Annotated in this window: 14 protein-coding genes; 12 read left to right on the top strand and 2 right to left on the bottom strand. The window is 65.2% G+C overall.

Annotated features, from left to right (window positions below):
- Positions 1–93: 93 nt before the first annotated feature.
- The gene (gene fghA, locus AC6LJY_RS14145; RefSeq protein ID WP_314363660.1) at positions 94–960 is read right to left on the bottom strand and encodes an S-formylglutathione hydrolase; all 867 of its coding nucleotides are present in this window, start codon (positions 958–960) and stop codon (positions 94–96) included.
- Positions 961–1,190: 230 nt separating this feature from the next.
- Here fghA and AC6LJY_RS14140 point away from each other — a divergent pair, with 230 nt between their 5' ends.
- From AC6LJY_RS14140 to AC6LJY_RS14125, 4 genes are all read left to right on the top strand, one after another.
- Positions 1,191–1,949 (top strand): hypothetical protein, encoded by a 759-nt coding sequence (locus AC6LJY_RS14140; RefSeq protein WP_104144712.1) that lies wholly within the window; start codon positions 1,191–1,193, stop codon positions 1,947–1,949.
- Between the two features lie 389 nt (positions 1,950–2,338).
- On the top strand, positions 2,339–7,078 hold the full coding sequence (locus tag AC6LJY_RS14135) for a glutamate synthase-related protein (RefSeq protein WP_498136213.1): 4,740 nt from the start codon (positions 2,339–2,341) through the stop codon (positions 7,076–7,078).
- 8 nt (positions 7,079–7,086) lie between these two features.
- Complete coding sequence (locus tag AC6LJY_RS14130) at positions 7,087–8,553, top strand: glutamate synthase subunit beta (RefSeq protein WP_046805282.1); 1,467 nt, start codon at positions 7,087–7,089, stop codon at positions 8,551–8,553.
- A 269-nt stretch (positions 8,554–8,822) separates the two neighbouring features.
- A complete protein-coding gene (locus AC6LJY_RS14125; protein WP_104144711.1) occupies positions 8,823–9,461 on the top strand; it encodes an OmpW/AlkL family protein in 639 nt (212 codons plus the stop codon).
- Here AC6LJY_RS14125 and AC6LJY_RS14120 read toward each other — a convergent pair.
- Positions 9,458–10,345 (bottom strand): LysR family transcriptional regulator, encoded by an 888-nt coding sequence (locus AC6LJY_RS14120; protein WP_219991539.1) that lies wholly within the window; start codon positions 10,343–10,345, stop codon positions 9,458–9,460. The two genes, AC6LJY_RS14125 and AC6LJY_RS14120, sit on opposite strands and share 4 nt — an antisense overlap.
- Before the next feature lie 64 nt (positions 10,346–10,409).
- Here AC6LJY_RS14120 and AC6LJY_RS14115 point away from each other — a divergent pair, with 64 nt between their 5' ends.
- From AC6LJY_RS14115 to AC6LJY_RS14080, 8 genes are all read left to right on the top strand, one after another.
- Complete coding sequence (locus tag AC6LJY_RS14115) at positions 10,410–11,684, top strand: YbfB/YjiJ family MFS transporter (protein WP_498136212.1); 1,275 nt, start codon at positions 10,410–10,412, stop codon at positions 11,682–11,684.
- Positions 11,685–11,708: 24 nt separating this feature from the next.
- Positions 11,709–12,686, top strand: coding sequence for a Bug family tripartite tricarboxylate transporter substrate binding protein (locus AC6LJY_RS14110; protein WP_104144708.1), 978 nt, complete (start codon positions 11,709–11,711; stop codon positions 12,684–12,686).
- Between the two features lie 17 nt (positions 12,687–12,703).
- Complete coding sequence (locus tag AC6LJY_RS14105; RefSeq protein ID WP_498136211.1) at positions 12,704–13,765, top strand: NAD(P)H-dependent flavin oxidoreductase; 1,062 nt, start codon at positions 12,704–12,706, stop codon at positions 13,763–13,765.
- Between the two features lie 310 nt (positions 13,766–14,075).
- A complete protein-coding gene (locus AC6LJY_RS14100; RefSeq protein ID WP_046805276.1) occupies positions 14,076–14,912 on the top strand; it encodes an ABC transporter ATP-binding protein in 837 nt (278 codons plus the stop codon).
- Positions 14,909–15,697, top strand: coding sequence for a lipid asymmetry maintenance ABC transporter permease subunit MlaE (gene mlaE, locus AC6LJY_RS14095; RefSeq protein WP_046805275.1), 789 nt, complete (start codon positions 14,909–14,911; stop codon positions 15,695–15,697). Before AC6LJY_RS14100 ends, mlaE begins: the two co-directional genes overlap by 4 nt.
- A 12-nt stretch (positions 15,698–15,709) precedes the next feature.
- Positions 15,710–16,207, top strand: coding sequence for an outer membrane lipid asymmetry maintenance protein MlaD (mlaD, locus tag AC6LJY_RS14090; RefSeq protein ID WP_046805343.1), 498 nt, complete (start codon positions 15,710–15,712; stop codon positions 16,205–16,207).
- An 80-nt stretch (positions 16,208–16,287) separates the two neighbouring features.
- Complete coding sequence (locus AC6LJY_RS14085; protein ID WP_046805274.1) at positions 16,288–17,088, top strand: MlaA family lipoprotein; 801 nt, start codon at positions 16,288–16,290, stop codon at positions 17,086–17,088.
- A gap of 39 nt (positions 17,089–17,127) precedes the next feature.
- Positions 17,128–17,757 (top strand): MlaC/ttg2D family ABC transporter substrate-binding protein, encoded by a 630-nt coding sequence (locus AC6LJY_RS14080; protein ID WP_046805273.1) that lies wholly within the window; start codon positions 17,128–17,130, stop codon positions 17,755–17,757.
- Positions 17,758–17,814: the final 57 nt, after the last annotated feature.

Here is a 17,814-nt window from a genome sequence, read left to right as displayed (position 1 = left end):
ACGAGTTCCTATGGGACGCCGAGGGTTTCAGCCCGACGCGCCCAGGACGCCACGAGCCCGCCGCGGCAGGCATTTCAGTATAAAAGCGTGGCTTTATGCCGCCGGTTTTCCAAGGCGTTCGACGTGAAACCGGATGTGATCCTCGATGAACGTCGAGATGAAGTAATAGCCGTGGTCGTAGCCCGGTTGGCGACGCAGCGTCAGGGGCTGGTCGGCCGCTGCGCAGGCGGCTTCGAATACCTCGGGATACAACTGATCGGCCAGGAATTGGTCGGATTCCCCTTGATCGATCAGGATGCCGGCGGGAAAGGGCTGCTTCAAGCCGCGCATCAGGACCGATGCATCGTAGGCGGCCCAATCCGTTTCGTTGCCGCCCAGGTAGGCCCCGAATGCCTTCTTGCCCCAGGGGCAAAGGCTGGGCGCCGCAATCGGCGCAAACGCCGACACCGAGCGGAACTTGCCCGGGTTGCGCAGCGCCAGCACGAGCGCGCCATGGCCACCCATGGAGTGGCCGAAGATGCCGGTGCGCGACGCGTCGCCAGGCAGGGTGTCGCCGGTGACGATGGCGTGCAGCTCGTCAGTCACGTAGCTGTACATGCGATAGTGGTCGCGCCAGGCGGGCGTTACCGCGTCGACATAGAAACCGGCGCCCGTGCCCAGGTCCCAGCTTTCTTCTTCGCCGGGCACGTTGGCGCCGCGCGGGCTGGTGTCGGGCGCGACCAGCATGACGCCAAGCTCGGCCGCCAGCCGCTGCGCGCCCGCCTTGATCATGAACGTTTCTTCCGTGCAGGTCAGGCCCGCCAGATAGATCAGCACCGGCACGGGGCCGGCATCGGCTTGCGGCGGAACGAAGACCGAAAAGCGCATCGGCAGGCCGATCTGCGTGGACTCATGGCGGTAGTACCGCTGCGTACCGCCAAAACAGCGATGCTGGGAAATGAGCTCCAGGGCCACGGGCATGGACGTTCTCCGGTCGGGGGATGAAAAATTCGTCGACGGGTTAGGGTATATCCACGGTACGACGTTCCGTCGCCGAATGTTAACCTGCTGTGCATACAGGCCGGACGACAAAAAAACCCGAATCCGTGCCCATATTGTGATCACGGGACTTGACCAGCGCCCACCGTGGCACTATTTATATACCGTGAGCGAAGACAACCCGTTCTTCCAGATACGCAAGCCCTGACACTATGGCCCGTCTGCCCCGTCTGTACGCCCCTGGGCTGCCCCAACTGGTGCAGGCCAATTTCATTTCGCCGTTGGCGGCGCCGTCTCAACCCGCCCCGGCCGATATCCTGAACCAACTGGCCACCTGGCTGGGCGAATCTGCTCAACGCCATCGGGTATCGGTCCACGGCTGGTTGCTGGCCAATGACCGCATCCTGCTGCTGGCCACCCCTGCTGACGAAGAAGGGCTGCCCCGCTTGATGCAGACGCTGGGCCGCAACCTGGCGGCGCGCCTGCGTGGCGGCCGGGTCTTCGCGGGGCGCTACCGGTCCGCGCTGCTTGAACCGGGTGCGTGGGTGCTGCCGGCGCTGGTCTGGCTGGAAACGTATCCCGTGCGTAGCGGGGCATCGCAAGATCCGGATTCCTGGCCCTGGTCGTCCGCGTCCAGCCATACGGGCAACACCAATGCCGCGCCGGCGCAGTGGCAATCGGATCACGCCGACTACTGGGCTTGCGGCAACACGCCGTTCGACCGCCAGGCCAATTACCGCAAACGCTTGCAAGACGGCCTGTCGCGCGAAGAATCGCAGCGCATCGACCAAGCCGTCTCCGGCCAATGGGCATTGGGTGGCCCCAGCTTCATCGCCAGCCTGGCGCATACCGCCAGCCGGCGAGTGGCCCCGGGCCAGCGCGGTCGGCCGCGCAAGAAACCCGCGACAACGACGGAGTCGGATACGCCGCCCCCGCCCCCGCCGCCCGGTACTGGGCAAAGTTCTTCCTGATAAACGAACCCGCCGCAATCGGCGGGTTTTTCTTTGGGTTTCAGTTGCGCCCGGGCTCGCCTTTGTGCATTTTTTGCGACACGCGCGCCCGCGTTTTCCACGTGGTTTCGTGCCGCGATTGTCCCGCTTCCCGTCCACTATTAAATGGGGACGTAAGTCGGAATTTTGCCCAGTTCCGGTGCATGCGCCAAATGCTTCCTCTACACCCGCCCCTGGCCAGCCAATAACGGCGCGGATGTTGCTGTGTCCCCGTATTTGCGCCCTATGATGGAGCATCGATATAAATGGGGTCGCACCCCTTATGTTTCTGTTGCACCCTACTCTTGCCGGGGGTATTGTCCGACTCCTGCACTGCAACATTACGACGCAGGCCCACTGCGGAGCGCGCCATGCCCCAAATTACCCCCAACGAATCCTGTTCCACGCCCAAGGCCACCCCGATCGATGCTTCGCGCATTGGTTTTCCGGCTGCCCAGGGCCTGTACCACCCCAAGAACGAGCATGACGCCTGTGGCGTCGGATTCGTTGCGCACATCAAAGGCAAGAAAAGCCACGCGATCATCCAGCAAGGTCTGAAGATCCTTGAAAACCTGGACCACCGCGGCGCTGTCGGCGCCGACAAGCTGATGGGCGACGGCGCGGGCATTCTGATCCAGATTCCCGACACGCTCTATCGCGACGAACTGAGCCAGCAAGGCATCATCCTGCCGCCCCCGGGCGAATACGGCGTGGCCATGGTGTTTCTGCCCAAGGAAACCGCCTCGCGCCTGGCTTGCGAACAAGAGCTTGAACGCTCGGTGCGCGCTGAAGGCCAAGTCGTGCTGGGCTGGCGCAATGTGCCGGTGGATGTCGACATGCCCATGTCGCCCACGGTGCGCGACTGCGAGCCGGTCATCCGCCAGCTGTTCATCGGCCGTGGCGCCGACGTGATGGTGCCCGACGCGCTGGAACGCAAGCTGTACGTAATCCGCAAGACGGCCAGCCACGCCATCCAGAACATGCATCTGGCCCATGGCAAGGAATACTTCGTGCCGTCCGCGTCGGTGCGTACCGTGGTCTACAAGGGCCTGCTGCTGGCCGACCAGGTGGGCCGTTATTACCGCGATCTGGCCGACACCCGCACGGTGTCCGCCCTGGCGCTGGTGCACCAGCGCTTCTCGACCAACACGTTCCCCGCCTGGCCGCTGGCCCACCCGTACCGCATGATTGCGCACAACGGCGAAATCAACACGGTCAAGGGCAACTTCAACTGGCTGCGCGCCCGCGAAGGCATGATGCAGTCGGCCGTGCTGGGCGACGACCTGAAAAAGCTGTACCCCATCGTCTATGAAGGCCAGTCGGACACCGCCACGTTCGACAACTGCCTGGAACTGCTGGTCAACTCCGGCTATTCCCTGGCGCACGCCATGATGATGATGATCCCGGAAGCCTGGGAACAGCACACGCAGATGGACGAGTCCCGTCGCGCGTTTTACGAATACCACGCCGCCATGATGGAGCCGTGGGACGGCCCCGCCGCCGTTGCGTTCACCGACGGCCGCCAGATCGGCGCCACGCTGGATCGCAATGGTCTGCGTCCCGCCCGCTACCTGGTCACCGATGACGACATGGTCATCCTGGCGTCCGAAGCCGGCACGCTGTCGATTCCCGAGAACCGCATCGTCAAGAAGTGGCGCCTGCAGCCGGGCAAGATGTTCCTGATCGACCTGGAACAAGGCCGCATCATCGACGACGCCGAGATCAAGCTGCAACTGGCCAACAGCCGCCCGTACCGCCAGTGGATCGAGCGCCTGCAGATCAAGCTGGAATCGCTGCCGGCCCCGCGCCAGGCCGCCGTCGCCACGCAGTCGCCGGTGTCGTTGCTGGATCGCCAGCAGGCATTCGGCTGGACCCAGGAAGACTACAAGTTCATCCTGGAACCCATGGCGTCCACCGGCGAGGAAGTCATCGGCTCGATGGGCAACGACGCCCCGCTGGCCGTGCTGTCCGACCGCGCCAAGCCGTTCTACAACTATTTCCGCCAGTTGTTCGCGCAGGTCACGAACCCGCCCATCGACCCCATCCGCGAACAGCTGGTGATGTCGCTGGTGTCGTTCATCGGCCCCAAGCCCAACTTGCTGGACATCAACAACGTCAACCCGCCGCTGCGCCTGGAAGTGTCCCAGCCGGTGCTGGACTTTGCCGCCATGGCGCAAATCCGCGACATCGAGCAGGTCACGGGCAAGAAATTCCGCAGCTTCGAACTGGACATCACGTACCCCGCCGCCTGGGGCCCCGAGGGCATTGAAGCCCGCGTGGCCGCGCTGTGCGCGCGCGCCGTCGATGCCGTACAAAGCGGCTACAACATCCTGATCGTGTCGGACCGCCTGGTCGACAGCGAACGCGTGGCCATCCCCGCGCTGCTGGCAACGTCGGCCGTGCACCAGCACCTGATCCGCGCCGGCCTGCGTACCAACACCGGCCTGGTCGTGGAAACCGGTTCCGCGCGTGAAGTGCACCACTTCGCGCTGCTGGGCGGCTACGGCGCCGAAGCCATTCACCCCTACCTGGCGCTGGAATCGCTGGGCAAGATGAATGACCCCGAAAAGGCCGTGAAGAACTTCATCAAGGCAACCGGCAAGGGCTTGAACAAGGTCATGTCCAAGATGGGCATCTCGACCTACATGTCCTACACCGGCGCGCAGATCTTCGAAGCCGTGGGCCTGCAAAGCAACCTGGTGAACAAGTACTTCACCGGCACCTCGTCCAACATCGAAGGCATCGGCATCTTCCAGGTGGCCGAAGAAGCGCTGCGCCAGCACCGCGCGGCGTTCAGCACCGACCCGGTGCTGGCCAACGACCTGGAAGCCGGCGGCGAATACGCCTACCGCGTGCGCGGCGAAGAGCACATGTGGACGCCGGATTCCATCGCCAAGTTGCAGCACGCCTCGCGCGCCAACAACTACCGCACCTACAAGGAATACGCGCAGATCATCAACGACCAAAGCCGTCGCCACATGACCCTGCGCGGCCTGTTCGAATTCCGCTTCGACCCGTCGCGCGCCATCCCGCTGGATGACGTCGAACCCGCCAAGGACATCGTCAAGCGCTTTGCCACCGGCGCCATGTCGCTGGGCTCGATCTCGACCGAGGCGCACTCGGTGCTGGCCGTGGCCATGAACCGCATCGGCGGCAAGTCCAACACCGGCGAAGGCGGCGAAGACGAACTGCGCTACCGCGCCGAAATGCGCGAAGGCAAGAGCACCATCAAGGACGGCGACACGCTGGCCTCGCTGCTGGGCTCGGACCGCATCGAAGCCGACGTCGTCTTGAAGAAGGGCGATTCGCTGCGTTCGAAGATCAAGCAGGTGGCCTCGGGCCGTTTCGGCGTGACCGCCGAATACCTGTCGTCCGCCGACCAGATCCAGATCAAGATGGCGCAGGGCGCCAAGCCCGGCGAAGGCGGCCAGCTGCCCGGCCACAAGGTGTCGGAATACATCGCCAAGCTGCGCTATTCCGTGCCGGGCGTGGGCCTGATTTCGCCCCCGCCGCACCACGACATCTATTCCATTGAAGACCTGGCTCAGCTGATCCACGACCTGAAGAACGTCAATTCCAAGGCCTCGGTGTCGGTCAAGCTGGTGTCCGAAGTGGGCGTGGGCACGGTGGCCGCGGGCGTCGCCAAGGCCAAGGCCGATCACGTTGTGATCGCCGGCCACGACGGCGGCACGGGCGCGTCCCCGGTGTCGTCCATCAAACACGTGGGCACGCCCTGGGAACTGGGCCTGGCCGAAACGCAGCAAACGCTGGTGCTGAACCGTCTGCGCAGCCGCATCCGCGTGCAGGCCGACGGCCAGATGAAGACCGGCCGCGACGTCGTCATCGGCGCGCTGCTGGGCGCTGACGAATTCGGTTTCGCCACGGCGCCGCTGGTTGTCGAAGGCTGCATCATGATGCGCAAGTGCCACCTGAACACCTGCCCGGTGGGCGTGGCCACGCAAGACCCGGTCCTGCGCAAGAAATTCCAGGGCAAGCCGGAACACGTCGTCAACTTCTTCTTCTTCATCGCCGAAGAAGTGCGCGAAATCATGGCGCAGCTGGGCATCCGCAAGTTCGACGACCTGATCGGCCGCGCCGATCTGCTGGACATGCGTTCGGGCGTTGAGCACTGGAAGGCGCAAGGGCTGGACTTCGCCCGCGTGTTCCATCAAACGCAATCGGACGCCGACGTGCGCCAGACCGAAGAGCAGGACCACGGCCTGGCCGGCGCGCTGGATCACCAGCTGATCGACCGCAGCCGCCCCGCGCTGGAACGCGGCGAAAAGGTGTCGTTCATCGTGCCGGTGCGCAACCGCAACCGCACGATCGGCGCCATGCTGTCGGGCGCCGTGGCCTCGCGCTATGGCCACGACGGCCTGCCGGACGACACCATCCACATCCAGTGCAACGGCACCGCCGGCCAGAGCTTCGGCGCGTTCCTGGCGCACGGCATCACGATGGACCTGGTGGGCGAAGGCAACGACTACGTCGGCAAGGGCTTGTCGGGCGGCCGCATCATCGTGCGCTCGCCCAACGACTTCCGCGGCTTCGGCCCCGACCACATCATCGCTGGCAACACCGTGCTGTACGGCGCGTTGGCGGGCGAGGCGTTCTTTAACGGCGTGGCCGGCGAACGTTTCGCGGTGCGTAACTCGGGCGCGGCGACGGTTGTCGAAGGCACGGGCGACCACGGCTGCGAATACATGACGGGCGGCACGGTCGTGGTGCTGGGCGCCACGGGCCGTAACTTCGCGGCCGGCATGTCGGGCGGCGTGGCGTATGTGTGGGACCCTGAGCGCACGCTCAAGCATCGCGTCAACCTGTCGATGGTCGAACTGGAAGGCGTGGCGCCGCATGCGGAACAGCAAGCGCTGAACAACATCGACATCTGGCACAGCGCGCAGCGCGGTGGCGAACGCGAGACGGATGAAACCATCCTGCGCCGCCTGGTGGAAGACCACTTCCGCTACACCGGCAGCTACCGCGCCCGCGAGATCCTGGGCGACTGGGAAGCCTCGCGCGGCAAATTCGTAAAGGTCATGCCGACGGACTACCGTCGCGCATTGGGTGAAATGTGGCGTGCAGCCAACCAGCAACAACTGGCTGCGTGAGGGATACCATGGGAAAGATTACTGGCTTTATGGAATTTCAGCGCTTGCAGGAGGCCGCCGAGGCCCCGCAGAAGCGGCTGAAGAACTGGCGCGAATTCGTGCTGCACCTGACCGACGACCAAGCCAAGCAGCAAGCGGCGCGCTGCATGGATTGCGGCATCCCGTTCTGCAACAACGGCTGCCCGGTCAACAACATCATCCCCGACTGGAATGACCTGGTGTACAAGCAGGACTGGCGCCGCGCGCTGGACGTCCTGCACTCCACCAACAACTTCCCCGAGTTCACGGGCCGCATCTGCCCGGCTCCGTGTGAAGCCGCCTGTACCTTGAACATCAACAGCGACGCCGTGGGCATCAAGTCCATCGAGCACGCCATCATCGACAAGGGTTGGTCCGAGGGCTGGGTTGCACCGCTGGTGCCGGCACGCAAGACCGGCAAGAAGGTTGCCGTGGTGGGCTCCGGCCCGGCCGGCATGGCCTGCGCGCAGCAGTTGGCGCGCGCCGGCCACTCGGTGACGCTGTTCGAAAAGAGCGACCGCATCGGCGGGCTGCTGCGTTACGGCATCCCCGACTTCAAGCTGGAAAAGCATCAGATCGATCGCCGCATTTCGCAGATGGAAGCGGAGGGCGTGGAGTTCGCGCCGTCCACCTACATCGGCAATCCGAAAGACCCCGTGGCCGATGGCTTGACGGTGCGCACGCCGGAATCGCTGAAGGCGGAATTCGACGCCATCGTCATGACGGGCGGTTCGGAAACGCCGCGCGATCTGCCGGTTCCCGGCCGCGAGCTGTCGGGTGTGTATTTCGCCATGGACTTCCTGCGCCAGCAGAACAAGGCAGTTGCCGGCGACCGCCTGACGAACCAGACGCTTGCCAAGGGCAAGCACGTGGTGGTGATTGGCGGCGGCGATACGGGTTCGGATTGCGTGGGCACCAGCAACCGCCATGGCGCGGCCTCGGTCACGCAATTTGAATTGATGCCGCAACCGCCCGAGTCCGAGAACAAGACGATGACGTGGCCGTACTGGCCGCTGAAGATGCGCACGTCGTCCTCGCACGAAGAGGGCTGCGAGCGCGATTGGTCCGTGACCACCAAGCTGCTCAAGGGCAGCAACGGCAAGGTCGAAAAGCTGGTCGGCGCGCGCGTCGAGTGGTTCAAGGACGAAGCCACCGGCCAGATGAAGATGCGCGAAGTCGAAGGATCGGAATTCGAGATCAAGGCTGACCTGGTGCTGCTGGCCATGGGCTTCGTATCGCCGGTGCAGACCGTGCTGGATGCGTTCGGCGTGGATCGCGATGCGCGCGGCAACGTGCGTGCCAACACCGACGACTACCGCACCAACGTCGAAAAGGTTTTTGCCGCGGGCGACATGCGCCGAGGCCAATCGCTGGTGGTCTGGGCCATCCGCGAAGGCCGCCAGTGTGCGCGATCGGTCGATGAATTCCTGATGGGCAGCACCGAACTGCCGCGCTGATCTTCCGGCAACGCAACACCTACGCAAGACCCCATTCGCCGCCTTCGCGCCCCAGCGCCAAGGCGGCGAATGTCATTGAAGGCGGCGAATGTCATTGAAGGCGGGGAATGTCATTGAAGGCGGCGAACGACACCGCATTAGTCTCCCCGCTGTTGCCGCGCCACCACGTCGCATTCCGCATCTTTTAACGGTTTGACACACATCAATCTGGCCTTGCGCCGGGTCTGAGAACCTGTGGCCTCACCTTACGGAAAGATCGGAGAAGAAAAATGTTTTCGCTGAACGGGCGTATCCGCGCCACCGCCATTGCCGCACTGATCGCCGCCGGCTCACTGGCTGCCCCGGCGCATGCGCATGAAGCGGGCGACGTGCTGTTCCGAGTGGGCGTGACGCAGGTGCGCCCCGCTTCCAACAACGGCACGGTGCTGGACGGCAGCGTCAAGCTGGACGCGAACAACAACGTACGCCCGAGCTTCACGCTGGGCTACATGGTGACGCGCAACATCGGCATCGAACTGCTGGGCGCGTGGCCGTTCCAGCATGACGTCAGCGGCAGCGGTTTGGGCAAGATCGGGTCCAGCAAGCAGCTGCCCCCGACCCTGAGCCTGCAATGGCACATCCTGCCCGACAGCATGATCCAGCCGTACATCGGCGTGGGCATCAACTACACGCACTTCTTCGACACCCAGGCCGAAGGCGCGCTGAAGGGTTCCGACCTGAAGATGGGCGATTCGTGGGGCGTGGCCGCCCAACTGGGCGCGGACTTCAAGATCAACGAACGCTGGTTCATGAACGCCGACATCCGCTACATCGACATCAAGTCGAAGGTGAAGTTGGACGGCCAGCACATCGGCACCGCGCGCATCGACCCGTGGGTGGCGACGCTGGGCGTTGGCTACCGCTTCTAAGCAGCGGCTGTTTGCCGGCCCGGCGTCTGCAATTGCAGGCGCAAGGCCTGCAACGCGGGCGTATCGTCGTCCGCGCGCCAGACCAACTGCGTCAGGGCGGTAGCGGATGGGCCGGTCAGTGCGCCGACATGGACGGAATGCTCGGCCCCCAGCACTGCCAACACCGAGCGCGGCACGATGGCCACACCCGAGCCCGCCGCCACACACGCCACGATGGCGTGATACGACGCAAACTCCATCACCCTGCCCGGCGCCACGCCTTCGTGGTTCAGCCACGATTCCAGGATGCGGCGGTACGAACACCCCGCCGCGAAGGCGATCACCGTGCGGTCGCCAAGATCGCGCGGGCTGCTGATCGGCCCCCATGCCAGGGGCGAGATCAATGCCAGGCTTTCCTGAAAAGCGTCCATGGCGGCCAGACCCTCTGCCGGAAACGGCTGGGCAACAAACGCCGCTTCGATTTCGTAATTGCGCACCTGCGCGGCCAATGCGCCCGACGTGCCGGTGACCAGTTCAATGCCCACTTGCGGCCATGCCGCGTGATAGGCCGCCAGGATCGGCGGCAGGCGCGCGGCCGCCGTGCTTTCCATGGTGCCGATGCGCAGCACGCCCTGCGGCGCGCCGTCGCGCACTGCCGCCTGCGCCTCGTCGGACAAACGCAGCAGCCGGTCGGCGTAGGACAGCAGCACGCGGCCCTGGTCCGATAGCACCAGCCGGCGGTTCTGGCGGCGAAACAGCGGAGCGTTCAGTGACGCCTCCAGCTGCTTCAGGCGCGTGGACACATTGGACTGCACCCGGTTCAGGTGCTGGGCCGCGCGCGCGACGCCGCCCTGGTCGGCCACGGCCTTGAAAATCTGCAACGCATCGAGATCCAAGTTTCTCATTTCAAGAACCTATGTTCTTAATAATTCACTATTAAAGATATAAGTACAGCCGTAGAGTAGGCCCATGTCAACGCCTGCTTACCCTTCCGTTTCCGTTTCCGATTCCGCTGCCGATGCCGATGCCGCTGCCGCTGCCGACACGCGCAGCGCGGCCACTCTGGCGTGGCCGGCCGCCCTGGCCCTGGCTGCCGCCATGGGCATCGGCCGCTTTGCCTTCACCCCCGTCTGGCCGCTGATGGCCGAGGAAGGCGGCTTGTCGCTGGCGCAGGGCAGCTGGATCGCCTCGGCCAACTACGCCGGCTACCTGCTGGGTGCGCTGGCCGCCGTGGCCTGGCCCATGCGTCACGCAGGCCACGCACGCGTGCAGCTTGCCATCAGCCTGTTGGCCGTGGCGCTGTTGACGCTGGCCATGCCGTTGACGCATGACGTCATGGTCTGGTGTGCGCTGCGCCTGGCCGCCGGCTATGCCAGCGCCAGCGCATTCATCTGCGTCGCGGCTGGCCGGACGGTGGCGCCGGGCGATCCGCGGGAGCCCGCCGCGTCGGCGCTGACGTATGCGGGCGTGGGCGCCGGTATCGCGCTGACCGGCTTGGCGTGCCTGGCGCTGATGGCATGGGGCGTGCGGGCGGACGGCACCTGGCTGGCGCTGGGCGGGTTGACGCTGGCCTTGTCCGCCATCGCCTGGCCCGGTTTGAAGCGGCCATCGCATGTGCCTTCGTCGACGGCGCACGCCGGCCCACCGGCGCGTGTGCCCCGCGTCACCGCCCGGCTGGCATTGCATTACGGCGTTTTTGGCATCGGCTACATCATTCCCGCCACCTTTCTACCCGCCATGGCCAAGCAGGTCATCGCCAACCCCGCCGTGTTCGGTTGGGCATGGCCGCTGTTCGGCCTGGCCGCTGCCGTGTCATGCCTGCTGGTACCGCGGCTGGCACGGGCCCGCGACGAAAAGCGCGTCTGGCAGGTTGCGCAGGCGCTGATGGCGGCCGGCATGCTGGCCGCCGCGCTGTGGCACCACATCGCCGCCGTGATCGTGGCGGCGCTGCTGGTGGGCGGCACGTTCATGGTGATTACGCAGGCGGGCATGCTGACGGCCCGGCGCATGGCCGGCGCCGCCGCCCCGCGCGCCGCCGCCATCATGACCGCCGCTTTCGCCGCCGGGCAGATCCTGGGGCCGCTGTTGGCATCGTGGGCCGGCCACTGGGGCGCCGGCCTGCCGCAGGTGCTGGGCGGCGGGGCCGCGCTGCTGGCCGTGTCCGCGTGGCGCTTGGGAAAAATCACGACAGAAGACAAAGGCGCTGGGCATAATGCGATCGGCCCGCAGGGCTGTACACATTAGAGACAAGAAAGAGGAGTCACCCGCATGAAATCACTGCGCCCCCTGATCGCCGCCCTGGCGGCCGTTGCCGCCTTCAGCAGCGCCGCGCAAGCCCAGACCGCCGACTGGCCCGCCAAGCCCATCACCATGATCGTGCCTTACGCGCCGGGCGGCTTTGCCGATACCCGCGTGCGCCTGCTGGCGCGCAAGCTGGGCGAATCGCTGGGCCAACCCATCGTGGTGGAAAACAAGGCGGGCGCGGGCGGCGTGGTCGGCACCAACCTGATTGCGAAGGCCGCCCCCGACGGCTACACCATCGGCACGGGCAACCTGGCCCCGATGGCGGTGAACCCGTCGCTGATGAAGGAAATGCCCTACAACCCGCAGAAGGATCTGGCCCCGATCGTGCTGATCGAGAACAGCCCGCTGGTGTTGAGCGTGAATAACGAATTGCCGGTCAAGACGCTGGCGGACCTTATCGCGCTGGCCAAGAAGCAGCCGGGCAAGCTGTCGTTTGGCTCGTCGGGCGTGGGCGGGGCGCACCACTTGTCCGGTGAAATGTTCCGCGAACAGGCCAAGATCGACATCGTGCACGTGCCGTACAAGGGCGGCAGCCTGGCCGCCACCGATTTGATGGGCGGCCACATTTCGATGATGTTTGAAATGGGCTATTCCGCGTTGCCGGCCATCCAGGGCGCCAAGATCCACCCCATCGCCGTCACGTCCGCCAAGCGCCTGGCCGTGCTGCCGGACGTGCCGACGATGGCCGAGTCCGGCCTCACCGGCTTCGAGTCCTACAACTGGCAGGGCATCGTCGCCCCGGCCGGCACGCCGGCGCCGATCATTGCCAAGCTGAACGCCGAGTTCAACCGGATCCTGAAAGAACCGGATGTGCAAAAGGCCATTGCCGACACCGGCAGCCAGGCCGGCGGCGGCACGCCCGAGGAATTCGCGGCTTTCATCAAGAGCGAAACCGACAAGTGGGCCCACGTCATCAAGGCTGGAAACATCCAGCTTCAATAACCTGAAGGAGTCACTCCATGGCCGCCCGATTGCTAGACCTGCTGAAGCTGGACCACCCCGTCATCCAGGCGCCCATGGCGGGCGGGGCGACGACGGTGGAACTGGTGTCCGAAGCGTCCAAGGCGGGCGTTCTGGGGTCGCTTGGGGCGGCCTACATGACGCCCGCGCAGATCGAAACCGCCGTGCAGGGCATTCGCGCCCGCACGGACCGCCCGTTCGCCATCAACCTGTTCGCCAGCGTGCCGGCGCAGCCCATGCAGGGTGACGCCGACCGCATGCTGGCGTTGATGGCCCGTTACCACGCCAAGCTTGGCCTGCCGGCCCCGGCCGCGCCGGCCACCCAGGCGGACCCGCTGCCCGAGCAGATCGACGCCATCCTGCGGCTGCGCCCGGCCGTGTTCAGCTTCACGTTCGGCCGCATCGCCGGCGATGTTCTGGCGCGTTGCCGCGAGCTGGGCATCCTGACGGTCGGTACGGCGACCACGGTGCGTGAAGCGGTGGCGCTGGAGCAGGACGGCGTGGACGCGGTGGTGGCCCAGGGGGCCGAGGCAGGCGGCCATCGCGGCACGTTCCTGGACGATTTCGAGCAGTCGCTGGTCGGCACGATGGCGCTGGTGCCGCAGATTGCGGATGCGGTATCCATCCCGGTGATTGCCTCCGGCGGCATCATGGACGGGCGTGGCATCGCGGCCGCGCTGGCCCTGGGTGCCGACGCGGCACAAATGGGGACGGCCTTCCTGACGACGGACGAATCGGGCATCAGCGAAGCCTACAAAGCCGTCCTGCCCGGATCGCGTTCGGAGCAATCGCGGGTGACGCGGGCGTTTTCCGGCCGCCCGGCTCGCGGCATTGCCAACGCGTTCATGCGGGACGCCGACGCCATTGCCGCCGACATCCTGCCGTACCCCCTGCAAAACGCCTTGACGCGCCCCATGCGCACCGAAGGCGGCAAGGCCGGCAATACGGAAGTGTTGTCGCTGTGGGCAGGTCAGGCCGCGCCGCTGGCCCGGCGCGAAAGCACGGCCGATCTGGTGGGCCGGCTGGCGCGCGAACTGGCTGCCGTCCGACATCGCAACTGACTTGGCCCGACTTATGCGCAGGATGCGCCCCGGCCCAGCCCAAAAGCGCCGCCCGCTTGCCTCAAACACGACCGGATTGTCCCTGCCACCGAAAACACTGTTCCACGGGCGCGCCCTTGCGTTGTCATTGCAAAGCGTCGAGCTACAATGGCGCCTCGCCGCTGGGGCCCATCGCCTGTTTTGCCCCGGCACCTGAGTAACCGGGCGCTTCCTGCCGCAGCCTGTCTTGCCCGCGCAGCCCGGTTATCCGCCCCGCGCGCCGACAAGCCAGCAGGGCTAGCTCCGCCACCGAAACACTCTTTCGTTGCCCATGCCCGCTCAATCAAGCAGCACCCCGGAATTCGCCCTGCGCCTGGACGGTGTAGCGCTTGGCTACGGTGATTTCACCGTCCTGCGCGATATCTCCATGGAAGTGCGCGCAGGTGAAGTGGTCGCCATCATGGGCGGCTCGGGCTCGGGCAAGACCACGCTATTGCGCGCGGCCACCGGCCAGTTGCTGGCCCAGCAAGGGCGGGTAGAGGCGTTTGGCCAGGACCTGGGCCAGGTCACCCCGGCGCAGTTGCAGTCCCTGCGCAAGCGCATGGGCGTGCTGTTCCAGCAAGGCGCGTTGTTCACCGATTTGAACGTGTTCGAAAACGTGGCGTTTCCGCTGCGCGAACACACCCGGCTGTCCGAAGCCGAAGTCACCGACCGGGTGCTGGACAAGCTGGACGCCGTGGGCTTGCGGGCCGCCGCGCATCTGAAGGTAGCTGAAATTTCCGGCGGCATGGCCCGCCGTGTGGCGTTGGCCCGTGCCGTCGTGCTGGAACCCGAACTGATCCTGTACGACGAGCCCTTCGCGGGCCTGGACCCGATCTCGCTGGGCATCACCGCCCGCCTGATCCGCCATCTGGCCGACCGGCTCGGTTGCGCCTCGGTGCTGATCACGCACGACGTCCAGGAATCCTTTTCCATCGCCGACCAGGTGTATCTGGTGGGCCAGGGCAAGCTGGCCGCTGCCGGCACGCCGGAATCGTTGTCGGCGTCGCAAGACCCTTACGTGCAGCAATTCCTGAAAGGCGAACCCGACGGCCCGGTCGCGTTCCAGTATCCCGACACGCCGGCTTTTCAGAAGTGGCTGTCCGCACAGAAAGGGCGCAAAGCATGAGCGGTTCCAACAACATGGTTGGCGCGCTGGGGGGCTGGGTGCGCAAACAGATTTCCGGCATCGGCTTTTTCACCCGCTTTTTCGGCGGCATGCTGGCGCGCAGCGGCATTGTGTTTTCGCGGCCGCGCCTGGTGTCCCAGCAAGTGCACTTCATCGGCAACTATTCGCTGCTGATCATCGCCGTATCCGGCATGTTCGTGGGCTTCGTGCTGGGGCTGCAAGGCTATTACACGCTGAACCGCTACGGCTCTGAAGAGGCCCTTGGCCTGCTGGTGGCGCTATCGCTGGTGCGCGAATTGGGCCCGGTCGTTACCGCGCTGCTGTTCGCGGGCCGGGCGGGCACATCGCTGACGGCCGAGATCGGCTTGATGAAAGCGGGCGAACAGCTCTCGGCCATGGAAGTCATGGCCGTGGACCCCATTCGCCGCGTGCTGGTGCCGCGCCTGTGGGGCGGCATCATCGCCATGCCCATCCTGGCCGCCGTGTTCTCCATGGTGGGCATCCTGGGCGGCTGGGTCGTCGGCGTCGTAATGATCGGCGTGGATGCGGGCGCCTTCTGGTCGCAGATGCAAAACGGTGTCGACGTCTGGAACGACGTGGCCAACGGTGTCGTCAAGAGCGTGGTGTTCGGCATCACGGTCACGCTGGTCGCGCTTTACGAAGGCTGGCAGGCCAAGCCCACGCCGGAAGGCGTGGCGCGGGCCACCACGCGCACGGTGGTCGTGGGTTCCCTGGCGGTACTTGGGCTGGACTTCCTGCTCACCGCCTTGATGTTTGGAAATTGAAACGGATTGATCATGTCACGCGAAAAAACCGACTTCTGGGTAGGCCTGTTTGTACTGCTGGGCGCGGTCGCTCTGGCGTTCCTGGCGTTGCGAGCCGGCAACCTGAGCACCTTTTCCTTCGCCCCCACCTATACGCTTTCGGCCAATTTCGATAACGTAGGCGGCCTGAAACCGCGCGCGGCCGTCAAAAGCGCCGGCGTTGTGGTGGGCCGCGTGTCCAGCATCACCTTCGACGACAAGACCTTCCAGGCGGTCGTGTCGGTGAATCTGGAAAAGGAATACCAATTCCCGAAGGATTCCTCGGCCTCGATCCTGACGTCCGGCTTGCTGGGCGAGCAGTACCTGGGTCTGACGGCCGGCAGCGAAGAAGAGAACTTTACCGACGGCGGAAAAATCCGCTATACACAGAGCGCGGTTGTGCTGGAGCAGCTGATCAGCCAGTTCCTGTACGGCTCCGCTGAAAAGCAGGGCGCTTCGTCGTCCGAGCCCGCCGCGAAAGCGCCAAATTAAAGACGATGCGAAAGACGCTGTAACGGCGTCGCGCCTCGACATCGCAATAACATAAGAATCGTTGATAGGGTCTCCTGATCATGAACAAGAACGCATTTTCCCGAATTGCCACCATCGCGGCGGCGGGTGTCCTGATGGCCGGCTGCGCCGCGCCGCAGAACCCGGACCCGCGCGATCCGTGGGAAGGCTTCAACCGGGGCGTGTACAAGTTCAATGACACGGTGGACCGCGCGGTATTCAAGCCGGTCGCCCAGGCGTATACCTATGTCACGCCGCAGCCCGTGCGCAGCTGCGTGCACAACATCTTCAGCAACATGACGGACCTGTGGTCCGGCACGAACAGCTTCCTGCAAGGCCGTGGCCACGACTTCGTGAACACGCTGGGCCGCTTCCTGTTCAACACCACGATGGGCGTGGGCGGCTGCTTTGACGTTGCCTCGGCCAACGGCGCACGCAAGATCCCGAACGACTTCGGCACGACGCTGGGCGTGTGGGGCTTTGGCCAGGGCCCGTACCTGGTGCTGCCGATCTTCGGTTCGTCGACCGTGCGTGACGGCGTGGGCCTGGCCGGCGACTTTGCCGGCACCACCTACGGCTACATGGGCATCGATTCCATCGACAACGTGCGCCTGCGCAATTCCCTGTGGGGCCTGCGCCTGGTTGACACGCGCGCCAGCCTCTTGAACGCCACCGACACGATCGACCGCGTGGCCCTGGACCCGTACAGCTTCATCCGCGACGCCTACCTGCAACGCCGCAACGCCATGGTGATGGGCCACCGCGTTGACGACGAAGGTTCGCTGCCCAACTACGAAGACGACGAGGGCGATGCCCCTGCCGCCGGCAAGGCTGCCCCGGCACCCGTGCCCGCCACCAAGTAAGCTTTAGGCTTGCGTTCATCGGTACCGTAAGGAGTTTTGATGCGATTTGCTTTTCTTTCCCTGATGCAACGGTTGGCCTTCGCGGGCCTTCTGGGCCTTGCCGTGGCTGGCGCTGCGCAGGCCAAGCCTGATCCCAACGGCGCGCCGGACCAGTTCGTCCTGGCCACCGCCAACGAAGCGCTGGATGTCCTGAAGGCTGACGGCGCGGTCAAGGCCGGCAACACGACCCGGATCAACGAAGTGGTCAACCAGCACATCCTGCCCTACGTGAACTTCCAGAAGACCACGCGTCTGGCCGCCGGCCGCTTCTGGCGCCAGGCAACCGACCAGCAAAAGAAAGCGCTGGCCGAGGCCTTCCGTGGCACGTTGGTGCGCACCTACAGCGGCGCGCTGACCCGCGTCACGCCCAGCACGTCGGTCAAGGCGCTGCCGTTCCGTGGCGACCCCAAGGCCGACGACGTGGTCGTGCGCACGCTGATCAGCCAGTCGAACGGCCAGCCTACCGGCGTGGACTACCGTCTGGAAAAGACGCCGCAAGGCTGGAAGATCTACGACATGAACGTCGAAGGCATCTGGCTGATCGAAAACTACCGCAACCAGTTTGCGCAGCAGATCAACCAGAACGGCATCGACGGCCTGATCCAGGCCTTGAACCAGCGCAACCAGTAATTTCGGGTTCCGGCTGTCTTCGGCCCGGCGCGCCCTTGTGGCCCGCCGGGCCGATTA

It is taken from the genome of Achromobacter sp. RT286_PF (genome assembly GCF_059760425.1).
The sequence above is the reverse complement of the archived record's forward strand: the minus strand, read 5'-3'. Positions and strand labels throughout refer to the sequence as shown.

Coding starts and splice junctions, on each gene's coding strand:
- AC6LJY_RS14080 (WP_046805273.1), top strand. CDS start 17,128: ATGCGATTTGCTTTTCTTTCCCTGATGCAACGGTTGGCCTTCGCGGGC.
- AC6LJY_RS14135 (WP_498136213.1), top strand. CDS start 2,339: ATGCCCCAAATTACCCCCAACGAATCCTGTTCCACGCCCAAGGCCACC.
- AC6LJY_RS14125 (WP_104144711.1), top strand. CDS start 8,823: ATGTTTTCGCTGAACGGGCGTATCCGCGCCACCGCCATTGCCGCACTG.
- mlaD (WP_046805343.1), top strand. CDS start 15,710: ATGTCACGCGAAAAAACCGACTTCTGGGTAGGCCTGTTTGTACTGCTG.
- AC6LJY_RS14115 (WP_498136212.1), top strand. CDS start 10,410: ATGTCAACGCCTGCTTACCCTTCCGTTTCCGTTTCCGATTCCGCTGCC.
- AC6LJY_RS14140 (WP_104144712.1), top strand. CDS start 1,191: ATGGCCCGTCTGCCCCGTCTGTACGCCCCTGGGCTGCCCCAACTGGTG.
- AC6LJY_RS14100 (WP_046805276.1), top strand. CDS start 14,076: ATGCCCGCTCAATCAAGCAGCACCCCGGAATTCGCCCTGCGCCTGGAC.
- AC6LJY_RS14105 (WP_498136211.1), top strand. CDS start 12,704: ATGGCCGCCCGATTGCTAGACCTGCTGAAGCTGGACCACCCCGTCATC.
- AC6LJY_RS14085 (WP_046805274.1), top strand. CDS start 16,288: ATGAACAAGAACGCATTTTCCCGAATTGCCACCATCGCGGCGGCGGGT.
- AC6LJY_RS14110 (WP_104144708.1), top strand. CDS start 11,709: ATGAAATCACTGCGCCCCCTGATCGCCGCCCTGGCGGCCGTTGCCGCC.
- fghA (WP_314363660.1), bottom strand. CDS start 960: ATGCCCGTGGCCCTGGAGCTCATTTCCCAGCATCGCTGTTTTGGCGGT.
- mlaE (WP_046805275.1), top strand. CDS start 14,909: ATGAGCGGTTCCAACAACATGGTTGGCGCGCTGGGGGGCTGGGTGCGC.
- AC6LJY_RS14120 (WP_219991539.1), bottom strand. CDS start 10,345: ATGAGAAACTTGGATCTCGATGCGTTGCAGATTTTCAAGGCCGTGGCC.
- AC6LJY_RS14130 (WP_046805282.1), top strand. CDS start 7,087: ATGGGAAAGATTACTGGCTTTATGGAATTTCAGCGCTTGCAGGAGGCC.